Consider the following 16,264-nt stretch of genomic DNA (forward strand, 5'->3'; position numbering starts at 1 on the left):
TGAGCCGACGGCTCAACCGCCCTGCATCTGCACAGAAGCTACACGCGTTAACGTTGCTATCTCATTTGACGGTTGCTTCTTGACTGATACGTGAAGGCCGCGTTGGCTTCCTTCACCTGGGTGCGCAATATGCGCCCGAGTCCGGAAGGCACCAGATAGTGAGCTCCCCAATGCGTCGTACCACCCTGTGCGTGGCCGTGTCATCGATGGCCCTCTCGCTCTCCGCCTGCGGGGCGCTGGGAGTCTCGGGGGACAGTGCCGACGCGACTCCCACCAAGGGCGACGACGTCACCGTGGGCGTGCTGATGCCGGAGCGGACCAACTCGCGCTACGAGGAGTTCGACTACCCGATCATCCAGAAGAAGGTCGCCGAGCTCACCGACAAGAAGGGCAACACGGTCTACGCCAACGGCGAGGCCGACGCGGACAAGCAGGCGACCCAGATGCAGAAGATGATCGACGACAGGGTCGACGTCATCCTGCTGGACGCCGTGGACTCCAAGAAGATCGCGTCGACGGTGAAGAAGGCGAAGGACGCGGGCATCCCCGTCATCGCCTACGACCGTCTCGCCGAGGGTCCCATCGACGCGTACGTCTCCTTCGACAACGAGCTCGTCGGTGAGGTGCAGGGCCGCACCCTCGTCGAGTCGCTGGGCTCGGACATCGACACCTCCGAGAAGATCGTGATGATCAACGGCTCGCCCTCCGACCCGAACGCGGGCCAGTTCAAGGCGGGCGCGCTCTCCGAGATCAACGGCAAGGTGACGATCGCCAAGAAGTACGACGTCGACGGCTGGAAGCCGGAGATCGCCAAGAAGGACATGACCGAGGCGATCGAGGCGATCGGCAAGGACAACATCGCCGCCGTCTACTCCGCCAACGACGCCATGGCCGGCGCCGCCATCGAGGCCATGGAGGAGGCGGGCATCACCAAGCTGCCGCCGATCACCGGTCAGGACGCGGAACTGCCCGCCGTGCAGCGGATCGTCGCCGGCGAGCAGTACATGAGCGTGTACAAGTCCTACCCGCTGGAGGCCGAGGCCGCCGCGGAGATGGCCGTCGCCAAGGTCCAGGGCAAGGACATCCTGTTCGACTCCCTCACCCAGGACTCCGTCGACAGCCCCACCGACAAGGGCATCCCGGCGCAGCTGGTGACCGTGTCCGCGCTGACGCGGGCGAACATCAAGAGCACGGTCGTCGCGGACGGCATCTACACGGTGGACCAGATCTGCACCGCCAAGTACGCGGCGGACTGCGCGGCGATCAAGCTCAAGTAGGCCGGCCGCTCAGTTGCCGGCCAGCGGCTTCATCGGCACCAGCACCCCGTTCGGCGCCCGTCCGATCGGCTTGGTGCTGGTGAAGCTGGACGGGTCGTTGTCCCCCGAGACGCGCAGACCGGTGGCCTTCGCGTCCTTGGGGACGTCGTACCAGAGCTCGACCTCCATGAGGGTGTGGCCGCCGAGCTTCACCGTGTCCGACTGACGCCGTACCGCCATCGCGAAGGAATCGGGCCGGGCCCGGTCGCCGCTGACGCCCGCGAGGTGCTGCCGTGCCGACTCGTAGACGTGGTAGTTCGGGTCCCGGTTCTCCACCCGCAGCCGGGCGGCACAGAACTGCCCCTGCGGCGGCGCGTCGGCGTGCGACCCGGTCACCCCGGTGATGCCGCAGCGCAACGACAGGACGGTGAAGGTGAGATGGCCGTCCTTGTACGCCCGTGAGGGGCTCTGGGAGGGGGACGCGGAGGACGGCGTCGACCCGCCGGAGTCCCCGCCCCCGCAGCCCGTGAGCAGCAGCAGGGCGAGCACGGGGGCGGCCGTACGGCGGATCAGGCGTGCGGTCGGCATAGGGGCGATTGTGCGCCCCGGGCGGGGAGAAGTGAACGTCCCCGTGTGCGAGACATGACGGTCGGCATCCTGGACCGGTTCTTGATCCTGGCTTCACCGCTGCGGCTCCCGCGGGCCGAAGCGCCCGGAAAGCCGGTGGCGAGCGGCCCGGCGTACCAGGGCGCCGCCCTGTCGGCGGCACGGACGACGGCTTCTTCGTCTTCGCACCGGCGTGACCGGGGGCGCAGGGCCGGATCCGCCGTCCGGCCCTGTCTCCCGTTCACGCCACCCGGGTGAACTCCACCGTCACCTCCGGCGGTCCGCCCGGCACGCCCCGGTAGATGCCCTTGTGGGGCGTCACGTCGTCGTAGTCCCGGCCGCGCCCCACGACCACGTGCGTCTCGTCGGCCCGCGTCCGGTTGGTGGGGTCGTAGCCGCACCAGTCGCCCGCCCAGTACTCGATCCAGGCGTGGCTCTCCCCGGCGACCGGCCGGTGGAGTTCCGCGTCCCGTTCGGGGTGGAGGTAGCCGGAGACGTACCGGGACGGCAGCCCCACGCCCCGCAGCAGGGCGACGGTGAGGTGGGTGATGTCCTGGCAGACGCCCGCGCCCTGCTCCCAGGCCTCGGCGGCGGAGGTGTTCACGCTGGTGGCGCCGGGGAGGTAGGAGACCCGGTCGGCGACCAGGGCGGAGACGGCGACGGCGGCCTCGTGCGGGTCGAGGCCCACCGCGGCCTTCCGCGCCTTCTTCAGCAGCTTGGGCGGGACCGTCGTACGGACCGTGGGGCCGGCGAACTCCAACAGGCGCGAGCTCCTGGCCCGTTCGGCCACCTCCGGCCAGCCGGGAGCGGCTGGCAGCGGTTCCGGCGGGGACGTCTCGACCAGGCTGGAGGCCGTGATGGTGAGGTCCGCGTGGGGGTCCATCAGGTCGAAGCCGGTGACCTGGGTGCCCCAGTAGTCCCAGTACGACCAGGTCGCGGTGGCCGGGGTGACGGTGACCCGGGAGTCCAGCGTGGTCTGCCCCGGCAGCGTCAGCGGCGTCATACGGACCTCGTTGTGCGAGGAGACGGCGGCCTGGGCGTACGCGACGCGGGTGATGTGCTTGATGCGGAGGCGACGGGTCATGTCAGGCTCCTTCCTGGGCCCACACCACGGGCCCCTGGTACGGGAAGAACCGCTCCGCGACCCCCTCTGCCGAGTGCAGACAGGCCTGCTGCAAGTCCTGGAGCAGGTCGGGGAGTTGATCCTGGAGGGCGTGCGAGTCGAGGTACTCCAGGCGGGTGCGCAGCCGGCCGATCGGGCGGCGCGCCGGGTCCTGGCGGGGGCGGCCCAGCGCGCTGAGGCACTCCTCCGCGGTGGTCAGCGCGTGCAGTGCCGAGCGCGGGAAGCCCCGGTCCAGGAGCAGGAACTCGGCGACCCGGGCGCTGTCGCCGAAGCCGCTGTGCACGCGCGCGTACGCCTCGTCGGCACCGGACGCGCTCAGCAGCGTCGTCCAGTCGGGCGCGTGCGCGGCGTCCAGCACCCGCACGGACAGCAGCCGTACGGTCATGTCCACCCGTTCGAGGCTGCGCCCCAGCACCACGAACCGCCAGCTGTCGTCCCGGCTCATCGTGGAGTCGGCGAGCCCGAAGAACAGCGCGGCACGCGCGCGTACCAGCTCCAGATAGCCGTACGGGCCCGTACGGCGGGCCGCGCGCCGCTGGTCGGCGAGCGCGTGCCAGGTGGAGTTGAGGCACTCCCACATCTCGGAGGAGACGGCCTCACGGGCGCTGCGGGCGTTCAGCCGCGCCGCGCCCAGCGCGCCCTCGATCGAGCAGGTCGAGCGGGCGTCGAAGGCGAGCTGGTCGAGGACCTGCTGCATGTCGACGCGCTCGTCGCCCGCGTCGACGCCGAGGATCGCGTACAGCGACCGGCAGGCCACGTCCTCGTCGCGCCAGGGGTCCTCCAGCATGCGGTGAAGATACGCGTCGAGGATGCGCCCGGTGGCGTCCGCCCGCTCGACATACCGCCCGGTCCAGGTCAGTGCCTCGGCTATCCGGGAGAGGATCACGTCGCTCATTGCTGCTGCGCTCCTTCCTGTACGGCGGCGGGGGCGCCGTCGGGACCCAGCTGACGTGGTGCGACGCCCGGCACGGCCGTCCCGGCGCTCGGTTCCTCGGGATGCTCGGCGGGCCCCTCGGCGAGGACCCAGGTGTCCTTGGAGCCGCCGCCCTGACTGGAGTTGACGATCAGGTTGCCCTCCTGGAGGGCGACCCGGGTGAGGCCGCCGGGCAGGACCCAGATGTCGTCGCCGTCGTTGACCGCGAAGGGTCTGAGGTCGATGTGGCGGGGTGCCATGCGTTCACCGGCGAGGGTGGGGGAGGTGGACAGGGCGACGGGCCGCTGGGCGATGTAGCCGCGCGGGTCGGCGATGACGGCCTTCCTGGTCCGCTCCAGGGTTGCCTGGTCCGCCTTGGGCCCGATGACGATGCCCTGGCCGCCGGCGCCGTCGACGGGCTTGATGACGAGCTCGCCGATCTGGTCGAGGACGGCGTCCAGTTGCCCCGGCTCGTCGGGCCGGAAGGACTCCACGTTGGGCAGCACGGGCTCCTCGCCGAGGTAGTACCGGATCAGGTCCGGCACGTACGTGTAGAGCAGCTTGTCGTCCGCGATGCCGTTGCCGACGGCGTTGGCGAGGGTGACGTTGCCCGCCATGGCCGCGTTCATGATCCCCGGGCAGCCGATCACCGAGTCGGGCCGGAAGTGCAGCGGATCGAGGAAGTCGTCGTCGAGGCGCCGGTATACGACATGGACCGGCATCTCGCCGCGGGTGGTCCGCATCCACACCCGGTTGTTCCGGCACGCCAGATCGTGCCCCTCGACGAGCTGCACCCCCATCAGCCGGGCCAGCAGGGCGTGTTCGAAGTAGGCCGCGTTGCTGGGCCCCGGGGTGAGCACGACGACCCGGGGGTCCGCCGTACCGCCGGGGGCGGCGGCGCGCAGGGCGGCGAGCAGCTTCTGCCCGTACCCGTCGACGGGCAGGACGTGCTGCTCGGCGAAGAGGGAGGGGAAGACCCGGGTCATGGCACGCCGGTTCTCGATGACGTATGACACCCCGCTGGGCACCCGCACGTTGTCCTCGAGCACCCGGAAGTCCCCGGCCTCGTCCCGGACGAGATCGATTCCGGCCACATGGATCCGTACCCCGCCGGGTGGTTCGACCCCGTGGGCCGCGCGGTGGAAGTGGGGTGAGTTGAGCAGCAGCCGCCAGGGCACGACGCCGTCCTCGAAGGCCCGGCAGTGTCCGTAGGCGTCGGCGAGATAGGCCTCCAGGGCCCGCACCCGCTGGCTCACCCCGCGTTGTACGAGGTCCCATTCGAGGGCCTCGAGGATCCTCGGCACCAGGTCCAGCGGCCAGGGCCGCTCCTCGCCCGCGAAGGCGTACGTCACGCCCCGGTCGGTGAACGCCCGGGCCATCTGGTCGGCCCGGAAGCGCAGTTCGCTCGGCTCGATCGGCTGCAGGGCCGCCAGCACCGGCTCGTAGGCGGTCCTGACCTCACCCGGCCGCACAAACATCTCGTCCCACGCGTCGGCCAACGCGTACGCGTCAAATATGTCCGCCATGAAACGACGTTAGAGGCGCCACGTGACGCGACGATCACCCGTGGATTTCGGGCAGCGTACGCGGAGAGCGGGATTCCCTTTGCGGAGGCCTTCTGTGGGTAGTGCCCACCAGCATCAGCTTGTTGCAACCCGACGGGCGGAGGCGCGGATAATCGGGGGCATACAGGTGGTTTCCCTCGGTCACAGGGGACGGAGCCGTGTTGCGGAGCAGGAGCGGTCCGCGCATAGTTGCGGACCCGTAGGGGTGTGTCGGTGCCACGAGCGCGCGCACGCCGGGCACGAGAGGCTGGATACGGGGGTGGGCTGGGCGATGGCCGGGCACGGGACGGACGAGCACCCACACGGTGCTGACCGACTGTGCGAGGCCGGGGATCGCGTGTATTCCCGGGCCGTACGGCGCGGCCGCGTGCCGCGCGAGGACGCCGGGCCGGTGCCCTGCCTGCTGGAGCTGGCGCTGCTGCACCCGGACCCCGACGACATGGACTGGCTCGTGCCGACCTCCCCGCAGGAGGTCATGACGCGGCTGCTGCGCGGGGTCCACGAGGAGGTGAGCGCGAGCCAGCGGCGGATGGGGTCGGCGGTGGCCGCCTTCGAGTGGTACGCGGGACTGGCGCCGCAGCAGCGCTCCTCGGCCGCGGAGGGCTCCTCGATCCGGGTCCTGGACGGCCTCTCCCGGATCCAGGCCGCGATGGACGCGGCGACGGAGGCGTGCACGACGGAGGTCCTGACCGTGCAGCCGGGCGGTATCCGCCCCGAACACGAGCTGACGGAGGGCCTGCACCGGGCGCTGGCGCTGCGCGGCCGGGGTGTGCGGATGCGGGACCTCTACACGCATGTGGCGCGGCACGGGCAGGGCCTGCTGAACTATCTGGAGCTGATGGGCGACGCGGTGGAGGCCAGGACCCTCGACGAGGTCATCGACCGGCTGATCCTCTTCGACCGCACGGTCGCCTTCATCCCGGCGAGCCCGGACCGCACGCTGGCCCTGGAGCTGCGCCACCCGGCGCTGGTGAACTACCTGTTCACGACCTTCGAGCGGCTGTGGCGGCTCGCGATCCCGCTGACCGCTCCGCTCCCCGACACGGGCATCGAGGGCATCTCCCACCGCGAGCAGTCCATCGCGGCACTCCTGGCGGAGGGCCACCAGGACGCGGTGATCGCGGAACGGCTCGGCATCAGCGTCCGCACCTGCCGGGCGCACATCGCGCGGCTGTCGGAGACGCTGGGCGCGGCGAGCCGGACGCAGCTGGGCGTACGCATCGCGCAGGTGGGCCTGGACGGCCCCCGGGACGCGGGCCCGTACCTCAGTGTTCCCGGTCAGGGGTCTCCGACGGTCCGCTGAGGCAGCCCGGGCCGGGCCCGGCTGTCACGAGGGGCGCTCTCCCCCTGTCGTCGGCTGGTCCGACTTGAGGATTCCGGACTCGGCTATGAGGAAGCCGAGCTGGGCGCGGCTGCCACTGCCCAGGGCCGCGGCCAGCTTGGCGATGTGCGCACGGCAGGTGCGCACGTTCATGCCCAGCCGGCGCGCGATGGCCTCGTCGACATGGCCTTCCACCAGGAGTTTGGCGATGGAGTGCTGGATGTCGGTGATGCCGTCCGCGGCGGTCTCGTAGGGGGCCCCGGCGCTCAGCGGGACCGAGCGGCCCCACATGAACTCGAAGACCTTGATCAGGTAGCGGACCAGGCCCGGGTGGCGCAGTTCCAGGGCGACTTCCTGGTCGTCGCGGGTGGGGATGAAGGCGACGGTCTCGTCGCAGATGATGAGGCGCTCGACCAGCTCGTCGATGGTGCGGTACTCCACCTTGCCCTTGGAGAGCTGTTCCACGTAGGCCAGCTTCTCGGGGCTGTACCTGGCGGTGTGCTGGTAGAGGGTCCGGATGCGCACACCACGTTCGATCAGCGTCGTGTCTCGTTCCAGCCCCTGGACGAGGCTGCGTTCGGTTCTGCGGTTGCTGGGCTGGACGGTGAGCATCTCCACCTGGCACTGGCCCGCGGCCAGGTTGAGCGCGGCGTTGATCCGGTCGCGGCCCTCCAGCACCGTGATGGAGTGCGTGGGTGTCGTCGCCTGGGCGCTGAGCGCCATGAACGGCTTGAAAACATCTGCCAGTTCGATCGACAGCTGCCTGCGCTCGGTGATCTCGTGCTCTATGGGGTTGAGCCGCTGCGCCAGGGCGATCGCCGGAGGCACCGGGCGCAGCCAGCTCGGATCGTCGGGATCCGGGTGCAGCAGGTCGAACTCGATCAAGCAGGGTGCGGCCTCCACGTCCGAGCGCGCGACGCGTCCTGTGCGCAGAGCGTTCGCATAAAGCAGGCCACCTTCCTCACACAGCGTGGTCACCGCGTGTGGATGTGTCGCGCTTGTCCCCTTTGTTGTCAAATCTCCACCCCCCAGGGTCCTGAACGTGCAGGAACATGATGCATCGATTGTGTGGCCATGACGTGCCCGAATGAGCCATCGTCTTATCTCACGGGGTGAAGAGGGGACCTTCAAGTGAGGACGAAGCCGACTATGCAGAAGAAATTGCTTCGCTCGGTGCTTGCCGCTGCTTTTTCCGCCGTTTTGGCCTTCGGAGCGTTGAGCGGCTTGTCCGAAGCGAAGGGCGACATTCAGGCGGACAGCGCCTGGCGCGTCGCAGCCGCCTCCACGCCGCTGCCTGACGACAGCGCCTGGAAGGTCGACGACAGTGCCTGGGCGGTCGAGAGCTGACATGACCACTCCGCCCGACGATCGCTCATTCCGTCGCGAGATGGCCACGGCCTACCGCTCCGGCTGGCACTTCATCGACCTGGTCACCGCGATCCCCCACGCCGGTGACTCGTTGATGGTGACCGTGTTCGGTGAGCCGGTGGTCGTCACGCGGGACGAGGACGAGGACCTGCGGGCGTACCGGTGTCTGCGGCGGCCTCGGGGGGCGCCGCAGCCAGTGCGGTGTGCCATTCGGTACGGAATGATCTTTGTGAATCTCGACCAACGAGACCATCGGCTGGTGGAACCCGAATCCCCCACCTCACGGGCCATCCCAGCCACCCCCCGCAGTGCCTGACGCGATTCCCCCGTCGTAACAGATCGCGCAGGTGCTTCCCCCCGCAGCGGCGTCACCGTGACCTGAACACGGTGACGCCGCTGTGTTTCCGGGGACATTTCCGGGTATCCACCCAATCGATCACTGGCCGGAAAAGATCGCTCGCACGTCCTCACCCGTGACCGAGCGCCCGCGTCACCTCGATCTCGATCACCACCCGCGCGGAATTGGGCCGCGGCTCCCGCTCGTAGCGCTGCGCGTACCGGCGCACCGCCTCCGCGACCCGGTCCGGCTCCGTGCGGACCCGGGCCCGCCCCTCCAGCGTCGCCCACCGCCGGCCCGCCGTCTGGCACACCGCCACCCGCGCTCCCTCCGGCCCGGCCGCCAGCACGTTGCGCGCCTTCTTGCTCGACCCGCTCGTGATCACCCGGGCGAGTCCGGTCTCCCGGTCGTACGTCACCCCGACCGGCACGACATGCGGGCTGCCGTCCGGGCGCAGGGTCGTCAGCGTGCACAGGTGCCGCTCCCGCCAGAAGCTGAGATACGTCTCGTCGTCGAGGGCAGTCAGATCCTGGGGGCGTGCTGTCGTGGGAGGAGTCGTCATGGCCTGGAAGTTAACCCCTCCAAGGCTCCCGCACCCCGCCTTGAGTGGAATAGACTCAACTTTGTGTACGTTGACTGAGTCAGTCCAGGGAGAGCCCATACCGAGGAGGAGTACGCGAACGTGGACGCCGAGCTGACCAACCGGAGCCGGGACGCGATCAACGCGGCCGAGAAGCGGGCCGCCACCGAGGGACACCCCGATCTCACCCCCGCTCACCTGCTCCTCGCTCTGCTCCAGGGGCAGGACAACGAGAACATCGTCGATCTGCTGGCCGCGGCCGAGGCCGACCAGGCCGCCGTGCGGGCCGGCGCGGAGAAGATCCTCGCCGGGCTCCCCAGCGTGACCGGGTCCACCGTCGCGCCCCCGCAGCCCAGCCGTGACCTGCTCGCCGTGGTCGCCGACGCCGGCGCCCGCGCCAAGGACCTCGGTGACGAGTACCTCTCCACCGAGCATCTCCTCATGGGCATCGCCGCGAAGGGCGGCCAGGCCGCGGACGTACTCTCCTCGCAGGGCGCGAACGCCAGGAAGTTGCAGGAGGCGTTCCAGAAGGCCAGGGGAGGACGCCGGGTGACCACACCCGATCCGGAGGGGCAGTACAAGGCCCTGGAGAAGTTCGGCACCGATTTCACCGCCGCGGCCCGCGAGGGCAAGCTCGACCCCGTCATCGGGCGGGACCAGGAGATCCGGCGGGTCGTCCAGGTCCTGTCCCGGCGCACCAAGAACAACCCGGTCCTCATCGGTGAGCCCGGCGTCGGCAAGACCGCCGTCGTCGAGGGGCTCGCCCAGCGGATCGTGAAGGGGGACGTGCCCGAGTCCCTCAAGAACAAGCGGCTCGTCGCCCTCGACCTGGGCGCGATGGTCGCCGGGGCCAAGTACCGCGGTGAGTTCGAGGAGCGGCTCAAGACCGTCCTCGCCGAGATCAAGGCCTCCGACGGGCAGATCGTCACCTTCATCGACGAGCTGCACACCGTCGTGGGCGCCGGGGCCGGCGGCGACTCCGCCATGGACGCCGGCAACATGCTCAAGCCCATGCTCGCCCGCGGTGAGCTGCGCATGGTCGGCGCGACGACGCTGGACGAGTACCGGGAGCGGATCGAGAAGGACCCGGCCCTGGAGCGCCGCTTCCAGCAGGTGCTGGTCGCCGAGCCGACGGTCGAGGACACCATCGCGATCCTGCGCGGACTCAAGGGCCGCTACGAGGCCCACCACAAGGTCCAGATCGCCGACGCCGCCCTCGTCGCCGCCGCCACCCTCTCCGACCGGTACATCACCTCCCGCTTCCTGCCCGACAAGGCCATCGACCTCGTCGACGAATCCGCCTCCCGCCTCCGTATGGAGATCGACTCCTCACCTCTGGAGATCGACGAACTCCAGCGCGCCGTCGACCGGTTGAAGATGGAGGAGCTCGCCCTGGACAAGGAGACCGACCCGGCCTCCCGCGAGCGCCTGGAGCGGCTGCGCCGCGATCTCGCCGACAAGGAGGAGGAGCTGCGGGGCCTGACCGCCCGCTGGGAGAAGGAGAAGCAGTCCCTCAACCGCGTCGGTGAGCTGAAGGAACGCCTCGACGACCTGCGCGGCCAGGCCGAACGCGCCCAGCGCGACGGCGACTTCGACACCGCCAGCAAGCTGCTCTACGGCGAGATCCCCACCCTGGAAAGGGACTTGGCGGAAGCCTCCCAGGCCGAGGAGGAGGTCTCCAAGGACACCATGGTCAAGGAGGAGGTCGGCCCGGACGACATCGCCGACGTCGTCGCCGCCTGGACCGGCATCCCCGCCGGCCGCCTCATGGAGGGCGAGACGCAGAAACTCCTGCGCATGGAGGAGGAGTTGGGGCGCCGGCTGATCGGCCAGGCGCAGGCCGTGCAGGCGGTCTCCGACGCCGTGCGCCGCACCCGGGCCGGCATCGCCGACCCGGACCGCCCCACCGGCTCCTTCCTCTTCCTCGGCCCGACGGGCGTCGGCAAGACCGAACTCGCCAAGGCGCTCGCCGACTTCCTCTTCGACGACGAGCGGGCCATGATCCGCATCGACATGAGCGAGTACGGCGAGAAGCACAGCGTCGCCCGGCTCGTCGGCGCGCCTCCCGGCTACATCGGCTACGAGGAGGGCGGCCAGCTGACGGAGGCCGTCCGCAGGCGGCCGTACAGCGTGGTGCTGCTGGACGAGGTGGAGAAGGCGCACCCGGAGGTCTTCGACATCCTGCTCCAGGTGCTGGACGACGGGCGTCTGACGGACGGCCAGGGCCGCACCGTCGACTTCCGCAACACCATCCTGGTGCTGACGTCGAACCTCGGCAGCCAGTTCCTGGTCGACCCGATCACCAGTGAGACGGAGAAGAAGGAACAGGTGCTGGAGGTGGTGCGGTCCAGCTTCAAGCCGGAGTTCCTGAACCGCCTCGACGACCTGGTCGTCTTCTCGGCCCTGAACAAGGACGAGCTGGGCCGGATCGCCCGCCTGCAGATCGACCGGCTCGCGAGGCGCCTCGCGGAACGCCGGCTCACCCTGGTGGTCACCGACGAGGCCCTGACCTGGCTCGCCGACGAGGGCAACGATCCGGCGTACGGTGCCCGGCCGCTGCGTCGCCTCGTCCAGACCGCGATCGGCGACCGCCTCGCCAAGGAGATCCTCTCCGGCGAGGTCAAGGACGGCGACACGGTCCGGGTGGACGCCTTCGGGGACGGGCTGATCGTCGGACCGGCGACCGGCAAGACGCTCTGATCCATGATCGAGGGGGTCCGTCCGGGGCCCCCTCGGTCACCCGACCAGCACCCAGGCCGCCATCATCGCGAGGAGGCCGAACAAAAGCAGCGCGGGCAGTCCCAGGATGGCGGCCACCACCCCCCACCTGGTACGTCCCGTCGTTTCGCCGTTCTGTGCCATCGCCATGAGTCCCGCCCCTTCGCGCCCCGCCGACCGGTTCCTGTCAGCTGTCGGCTGACAGTACCCGTCGGGGTTGCCACGCCCCTCCCCGTATGGGGGAGGATGAAGGAATCCGTACGAAGGGAAATTCACGGTGACCATCGATCCGTCCTCGATTCCGAACTTCGGGGGCCAGCAGCCCGAGCCGCAGCCCCAAGGACCGGCGGGTCCCGTCGTCCCGGATCAGGACCTCGTGAAGCAGCTCCTCGAACAGATGGAGCTGAAGTACGTCGTCGACGAAGAGGGTGACCTCGCAGCGCCGTGGGAGCAGTTCCGTACGTACTTCATGTTCCGTGGCGAGGGTGACCAGCAGGTCTTCTCGGTGCGGACGTTCTACGACCGGCCCCACCAGATCGACGAGAAGCCGCACCTGCTGGAGTCCATCGACGACTGGAACCGCCGCACCCTGTGGCCCAAGGTCTACACGCACACCCATGACGACGGCACCGTCCGTCTGATCGGTGAGGCGCAGATGCTGATCGGCACCGGCGTCAGCCTGGAGCACTTCGTCTCCTCGACGGTCAGCTGGGTGCGGGCCGCCATCGAGTTCGACAAGTGGCTCGTCGAGCAGCTCGGCCTCGAGCAGGAGGTCAATGACGCGGAGAAGCCCGAGGACGAGGAGTAGATCCTCAGCCACCCTCGGCACCCCGACTACAGGGGCGTACCGGCGAGTACGACCAGATACGCGCCGTAGCCGAACGAGAGCCCGGCCAGGGCGCAGGCCAGTACGGCCGCGTGCCAGGGCCGGGCTCTCGCCGTCCGCACCAGCGCCCGCGCGAGCGGCAGCAGGAGCGGGAAGGCGGGGAGCAGGAAGCGGGGCTTCGACGCGAAGAAGCCCGAGCCGCCCAGTGTGATCAGCAGGAGGACACCGCTGTAGACCAGCAGGGGCAGCGGGGCGCGGTCGGCCAGCAGCAGCGCGTACAGCACGACCGCCGCCGCGACGATCAGCAGCGCCATGGGGAAGACCAGCCGGTCGCCCTGGAGCAGCAGACGGCGCACGACGTGCAGGGAACCCCGGCCGAAGTCGAAGCGTGAGCCCCAGCGGCGCTGCACCTCGAAGTAGCCGCCGAGCAGGTCGCCCTCGCGGTGCCCGACCCACAGCACGTACGCGCACCAGCCGAGCGGGGCGAGCGCGGCGCCCGTCCACAGCCTGTGGGTAACTTTTCCACGCCGCCTGCCGATCTCGCAGGCCGCCGTCACCAGCACCGCCGCCGCGACCGCGAACCCGTTCGGCCGGGCCAGGCCCGCCAGCGTGGCGAGCGTGCCCGCCCACAGCCAGCGGCCGGTGAGCACGGCGTACAGGGACCAGGCGGCGAACGCGGTCAGCAGGGGTTCGGTGTACGCCATCGACAGCACGACCGAGTGCGGCAGCAGGCCCCAGAGCAGGACGAGGGTCGCGGCGACAGCCCGGCCGTGGAGGTGTGCGCCGAGCGCGTAGAGGCCGGCGGCGGCGACGGCCGCGGCGGTCCAGGAGACCAGCAGGCCCGCCGCGCCGCCGCTCAGCGGGCTCAGCGCGGTCACCGCCCGCACCAGCGCCGGGTAGAGCGGGAAGAAGGCCAGGTCGCTGAAGACCAGGTCCGGGGGGACGCGCAGGGCGCGGCCGTAGCCGTGCTCGGCGATGCCCAGGTACCAGCGGGAGTCCCAGGACCGCCCGAGCAGGGCGAGCGGCCGGTGCCCGGTGGCCCAGGCGGTCGCCGCGAGCACGGCGGCGCCGGTGAGCCGGGCGAGCGCGAACAGGCCGAGAGCCGTACCGAGCGTCGCCGCGCGGGGGGCGCGCGGGGCGGCCCGCCCGGCGGCGGTGTGTGTGACGGCGGGCGGTGCGAGGGTACTGGCGTGAGTCACATCCGCACATTGCAGGGGAAAGCGGTCATAAGCGAGCATTGAGCGCCCGGGCGGGTGGGGATTCACCGCGCCCGGCGTGGCGGCGTGACGCGGCCCGCCGCCGACGTCACCGGGCTCCGGGGTCCGGCCCCTCGGACCGCGGACCCTGACCCCGCGTCGGCGCGCTACCGCAGAAGACGGGCGGCGGCGTCGCGCAGCACCTCGTCCCGCTTGCAGAACGCGAACCGCACCTGGCTGCGGCCGGCCTCCTTGTCGTCGTAGAAGACCGAGTTGGGGACGGCGACCACACCGGAGCGTTCCGGCAGGCCGCGGCAGAAGGCCAGCGCGTCCTTCTCGCCGAGCGCGGCGATGTCGGTGGTGATGAAGTACGTGCCCTGCGGCCGGAAGACCTCGAAGCCCGCCGCGGTGAGCCCGTCGGCGAGGATGTCGCGCTTGCCGCGCAGCTCCTCGCGGAAGCCGGTGAAGTAGCTGTCCGGCAGCCGCAGCGCCTCCGCGATCGCGTACTGGAACGGCCCGGACGACACATACGTCAGGAACTGCTTCGCCGTACGGACGGCGGCGATCAGCGGCGCGGCCGCGGTGATCCAGCCGACCTTCCAGCCGGTGAAGGAGAACGTCTTGCCCGCGGAGGAGATGGAGACCGTACGGTCGCGCATCCCCGGCAGCGAGATCAGCGGGATGTGCTCGGCGTCGTCGTAGGTCAGGTGCTCGTACACCTCGTCGGTCACCACGAGCAGATCCCGCTCGACCGCCAGCTCGGCGATGGCCGTCAGCTCCTCGCGGGTCAGCACCATGCCGGTCGGGTTGTGCGGGGAGTTGAGCAGCAGCAGCCGGGTGCGGTCGGTCACCGCGTCCCGGAGCGCGTCGAGGTCCGGGCGGAAGTCGGGGGCGCGCAGGGTCAGCGGGACGCGGGTGGCGCCGGCCATGCTGATGCACGCCGCGTAGGAGTCGTAGTACGGCTCGAAGGCGATGACCTCGTCGCCCGGCTCGAGGAGCGCGAGCATCGTGGCCGCGATGGCCTCCGTCGCGCCCGCGGTGACCAGGACCTCCGTGTCGGGGTCGAAGGTCAGGCCGTAGAAGCGGTGCTGGTGGTCGGTGACGGCCGTGCGCAGCTCGGGGACGCCGGGCCCGGGCGGGTACTGGTTGCCCCGCCCCTCGCGCAGCGCCCGCACCGCCGCCTCCCGTACGGCCTCGGGGCCGTCCGTGTCCGGGAAACCCTGCCCGAGGTTGATCGCGCCGGTCCGTACGGCCAGAGCCGACATCTCCGCGAAGATCGTCGTGCCGAATCCGTCCAGCCTGCGGTTCAGCAGCGCCCTGTCGCCCATGTCCCAGCCTTCTCCTCGCACGTCTCGCCGGCCGCCCGCACCGGCCCGCCCTCTCGCCGGTGCGGGAGAAGGCCGTCGCGGTCATCCTGCGCCCAAGCTCTGGATTCCCTCAACTCTGCTTTGGCTGGTGAGACACGGGGGCATCTCCCTCGCACGCACAACGCGAGGCGCCCACGGGGGGTCGTCTCGGGGAAACGGAAGGAGGGTGACGCCATGGTCATCGGCATCATCCTGGCGATTGCCGCAGTACTCGTCGTCGTACGCCTCAGTGTTCGGGGGGACAGGAGGGCCGCGCGGAGCCGGGCCGGGGCGCGGGGGCGCCGCCGGAGCGGGAACAGCAGTGGCAGCTGGTGGGCCGGGGGCGGGGCGAGCGGCGGTGTCGGCTCGTCGTGCGGCTCGTCCGGGTCATCCTCCTGTGGCAGCAGCTCCTCCTGTGGCAGCAGCTCGTCCTGCGGGGGCGGGTCCTCCTGCGGCGGCGGGGGCGGCTGCGGCGGCGGCAGCTGAGCCGCGGAAGAGGGGGACGTCATGCCCATGGCTCTCGGGATCATCGTGCTGGTTGTGTTCCTGGCCCTGCTCCTGATGGCCATCGCGGGGTCCGACCGCCGGCAGCCGGGTCACCGGTCGTCCGGCGGCAGCAACAACGGCAGCGGCAGCAGCGACAGCTGGGCCGACGCAGGAGACAGCGGCGGTTCGTCCTGCGGAGGCGGGTCGTCCTGCGGAGGGGGCGGTGGGGGCGGATGCGGTGGAGGCAGCTGACACGGGGCAGCTGAGCTTTCCGCATCCGGAACACGAGAGCCGGGCCCGCACGGGGGTGGGGCCCGGCTCTTCGTGTGCCGCGAGCACCCGGTCGCTCCGGCGCACGCTCTGGCGGGCCTGGCGTGCGCCGTAGTTGAACAGTTGAACTGTGGAGCCCTCTGAGGGATGGAAACCGCACGAAGTTGGGTAAAAACGCTGTGACGGCGCCACAGTTCATGATTCTCTCTAAATCACCTGACGCAGCGGCCCTTCGGACGTCCCAGAGCCACCCCTGCCGATCTTCCGACCGGGCCGACCGGGCCGAATCCCCGCCGGTGTCGACCCGAGCGCGTCGGACCCACACCCTCCCTTTTCTTCCTTTGTGTGCCTAG

General features: G+C 70.4%; 16 protein-coding genes. 7 read left to right on the forward strand and 9 right to left on the reverse strand.

Features of this window, described 5'->3' with window-relative positions; genetic code table 11:
- Positions 1 to 170 precede the first annotated feature (170 nt).
- Positions 171 to 1,277 (forward strand): sugar ABC transporter substrate-binding protein, encoded by a 1,107-nt coding sequence (locus OG381_RS25270; RefSeq protein ID WP_327718349.1) that lies wholly within the window; start codon positions 171 to 173, stop codon positions 1,275 to 1,277.
- Positions 1,278 to 1,286: 9 nt separating this feature from the next.
- Here OG381_RS25270 and OG381_RS25275 read toward each other — a convergent pair whose 3' ends face one another.
- From OG381_RS25275 to OG381_RS25290, 4 genes are all read right to left on the reverse strand, one after another.
- Positions 1,287 to 1,844 (reverse strand): DUF4352 domain-containing protein, encoded by a 558-nt coding sequence (locus OG381_RS25275; protein ID WP_327718350.1) that lies wholly within the window; start codon positions 1,842 to 1,844, stop codon positions 1,287 to 1,289.
- A 259-nt stretch (positions 1,845 to 2,103) separates the two neighbouring features.
- Complete coding sequence (locus tag OG381_RS25280) at positions 2,104 to 2,946, reverse strand: transglutaminase family protein (RefSeq protein WP_327718351.1); 843 nt, start codon at positions 2,944 to 2,946, stop codon at positions 2,104 to 2,106.
- A 1-nt stretch (position 2,947) separates the two neighbouring features.
- A complete protein-coding gene (locus OG381_RS25285) occupies positions 2,948 to 3,880 on the reverse strand; it encodes an alpha-E domain-containing protein (protein ID WP_307028081.1) in 933 nt (310 codons plus the stop codon).
- On the reverse strand, positions 3,877 to 5,424 hold the full coding sequence (locus OG381_RS25290; RefSeq protein ID WP_327718352.1) for a circularly permuted type 2 ATP-grasp protein: 1,548 nt from the start codon (positions 5,422 to 5,424) through the stop codon (positions 3,877 to 3,879). The genes OG381_RS25285 and OG381_RS25290 overlap by 4 nt, the downstream gene beginning before the upstream one ends.
- 310 nt (positions 5,425 to 5,734) lie before the next feature.
- On the opposite strand from OG381_RS25290, the gene OG381_RS25295 reads away from it, so the two are divergent.
- On the forward strand, positions 5,735 to 6,766 hold the full coding sequence (locus OG381_RS25295) for a helix-turn-helix transcriptional regulator (RefSeq protein ID WP_307028077.1): 1,032 nt from the start codon (positions 5,735 to 5,737) through the stop codon (positions 6,764 to 6,766).
- Between the two features lie 24 nt (positions 6,767 to 6,790).
- Here OG381_RS25295 and OG381_RS25300 read toward each other — a convergent pair whose 3' ends face one another.
- Positions 6,791 to 7,801, reverse strand: coding sequence for a helix-turn-helix transcriptional regulator (locus OG381_RS25300; protein ID WP_327718353.1), 1,011 nt, complete (start codon positions 7,799 to 7,801; stop codon positions 6,791 to 6,793).
- 132 nt (positions 7,802 to 7,933) lie between these two features.
- Here OG381_RS25300 and OG381_RS25305 point away from each other — a divergent pair, with 132 nt between their 5' ends.
- Both OG381_RS25305 and OG381_RS25310 read left to right on the forward strand, forming a co-directional pair.
- Positions 7,934 to 8,131: a hypothetical protein gene (locus tag OG381_RS25305; RefSeq protein ID WP_327718354.1), complete on the forward strand. Its 198-nt coding sequence runs from the start codon at positions 7,934 to 7,936 to the stop codon at positions 8,129 to 8,131.
- 1 nt (position 8,132) lies between these two features.
- A complete protein-coding gene (locus OG381_RS25310) occupies positions 8,133 to 8,468 on the forward strand; it encodes a hypothetical protein (RefSeq protein WP_046247603.1) in 336 nt (111 codons plus the stop codon).
- 151 nt (positions 8,469 to 8,619) lie between these two features.
- Here OG381_RS25310 and OG381_RS25315 read toward each other — a convergent pair whose 3' ends face one another.
- Complete coding sequence (locus tag OG381_RS25315) at positions 8,620 to 9,051, reverse strand: pyridoxamine 5'-phosphate oxidase family protein (protein ID WP_327718355.1); 432 nt, start codon at positions 9,049 to 9,051, stop codon at positions 8,620 to 8,622.
- Positions 9,052 to 9,171: 120 nt separating this feature from the next.
- On the opposite strand from OG381_RS25315, the gene clpB reads away from it, so the two are divergent.
- Positions 9,172 to 11,769, forward strand: coding sequence for an ATP-dependent chaperone ClpB (gene clpB, locus OG381_RS25320; protein WP_327718356.1), 2,598 nt, complete (start codon positions 9,172 to 9,174; stop codon positions 11,767 to 11,769).
- 36 nt (positions 11,770 to 11,805) lie between these two features.
- On the opposite strand, the gene OG381_RS25325 is transcribed toward clpB, so the two are convergent.
- On the reverse strand, positions 11,806 to 11,937 hold the full coding sequence (locus tag OG381_RS25325; protein WP_327718357.1) for a hypothetical protein: 132 nt from the start codon (positions 11,935 to 11,937) through the stop codon (positions 11,806 to 11,808).
- A gap of 127 nt (positions 11,938 to 12,064) precedes the next feature.
- Here OG381_RS25325 and OG381_RS25330 point away from each other — a divergent pair, with 127 nt between their 5' ends.
- The gene (locus OG381_RS25330) at positions 12,065 to 12,595 is read left to right on the forward strand and encodes a YbjN domain-containing protein (protein ID WP_327718358.1); all 531 of its coding nucleotides are present in this window, start codon (positions 12,065 to 12,067) and stop codon (positions 12,593 to 12,595) included.
- A gap of 26 nt (positions 12,596 to 12,621) precedes the next feature.
- On the opposite strand, the gene OG381_RS25335 is transcribed toward OG381_RS25330, so the two are convergent.
- The gene (locus OG381_RS25335) at positions 12,622 to 13,812 is read right to left on the reverse strand and encodes a hypothetical protein (protein ID WP_443061934.1); all 1,191 of its coding nucleotides are present in this window, start codon (positions 13,810 to 13,812) and stop codon (positions 12,622 to 12,624) included.
- A gap of 164 nt (positions 13,813 to 13,976) precedes the next feature.
- Entirely contained in the window at positions 13,977 to 15,137 is a 1,161-nt protein-coding gene (locus OG381_RS25340; RefSeq protein WP_307028046.1) for a pyridoxal phosphate-dependent aminotransferase, read from the reverse strand.
- A 525-nt stretch (positions 15,138 to 15,662) separates the two neighbouring features.
- Between OG381_RS25340 and OG381_RS25345 the strand changes: the two genes are divergently transcribed.
- Positions 15,663 to 15,893, forward strand: coding sequence for a hypothetical protein (locus OG381_RS25345; RefSeq protein WP_327718360.1), 231 nt, complete (start codon positions 15,663 to 15,665; stop codon positions 15,891 to 15,893).
- The last annotated feature ends 371 nt before the right edge of the window (positions 15,894 to 16,264 follow it).

This window comes from Streptomyces sp. NBC_00490 (assembly GCF_036013645.1).
In the GTDB taxonomy this organism is placed as follows: Bacteria; Actinomycetota; Actinomycetes; order Streptomycetales; family Streptomycetaceae; genus Streptomyces; species Streptomyces canus_F.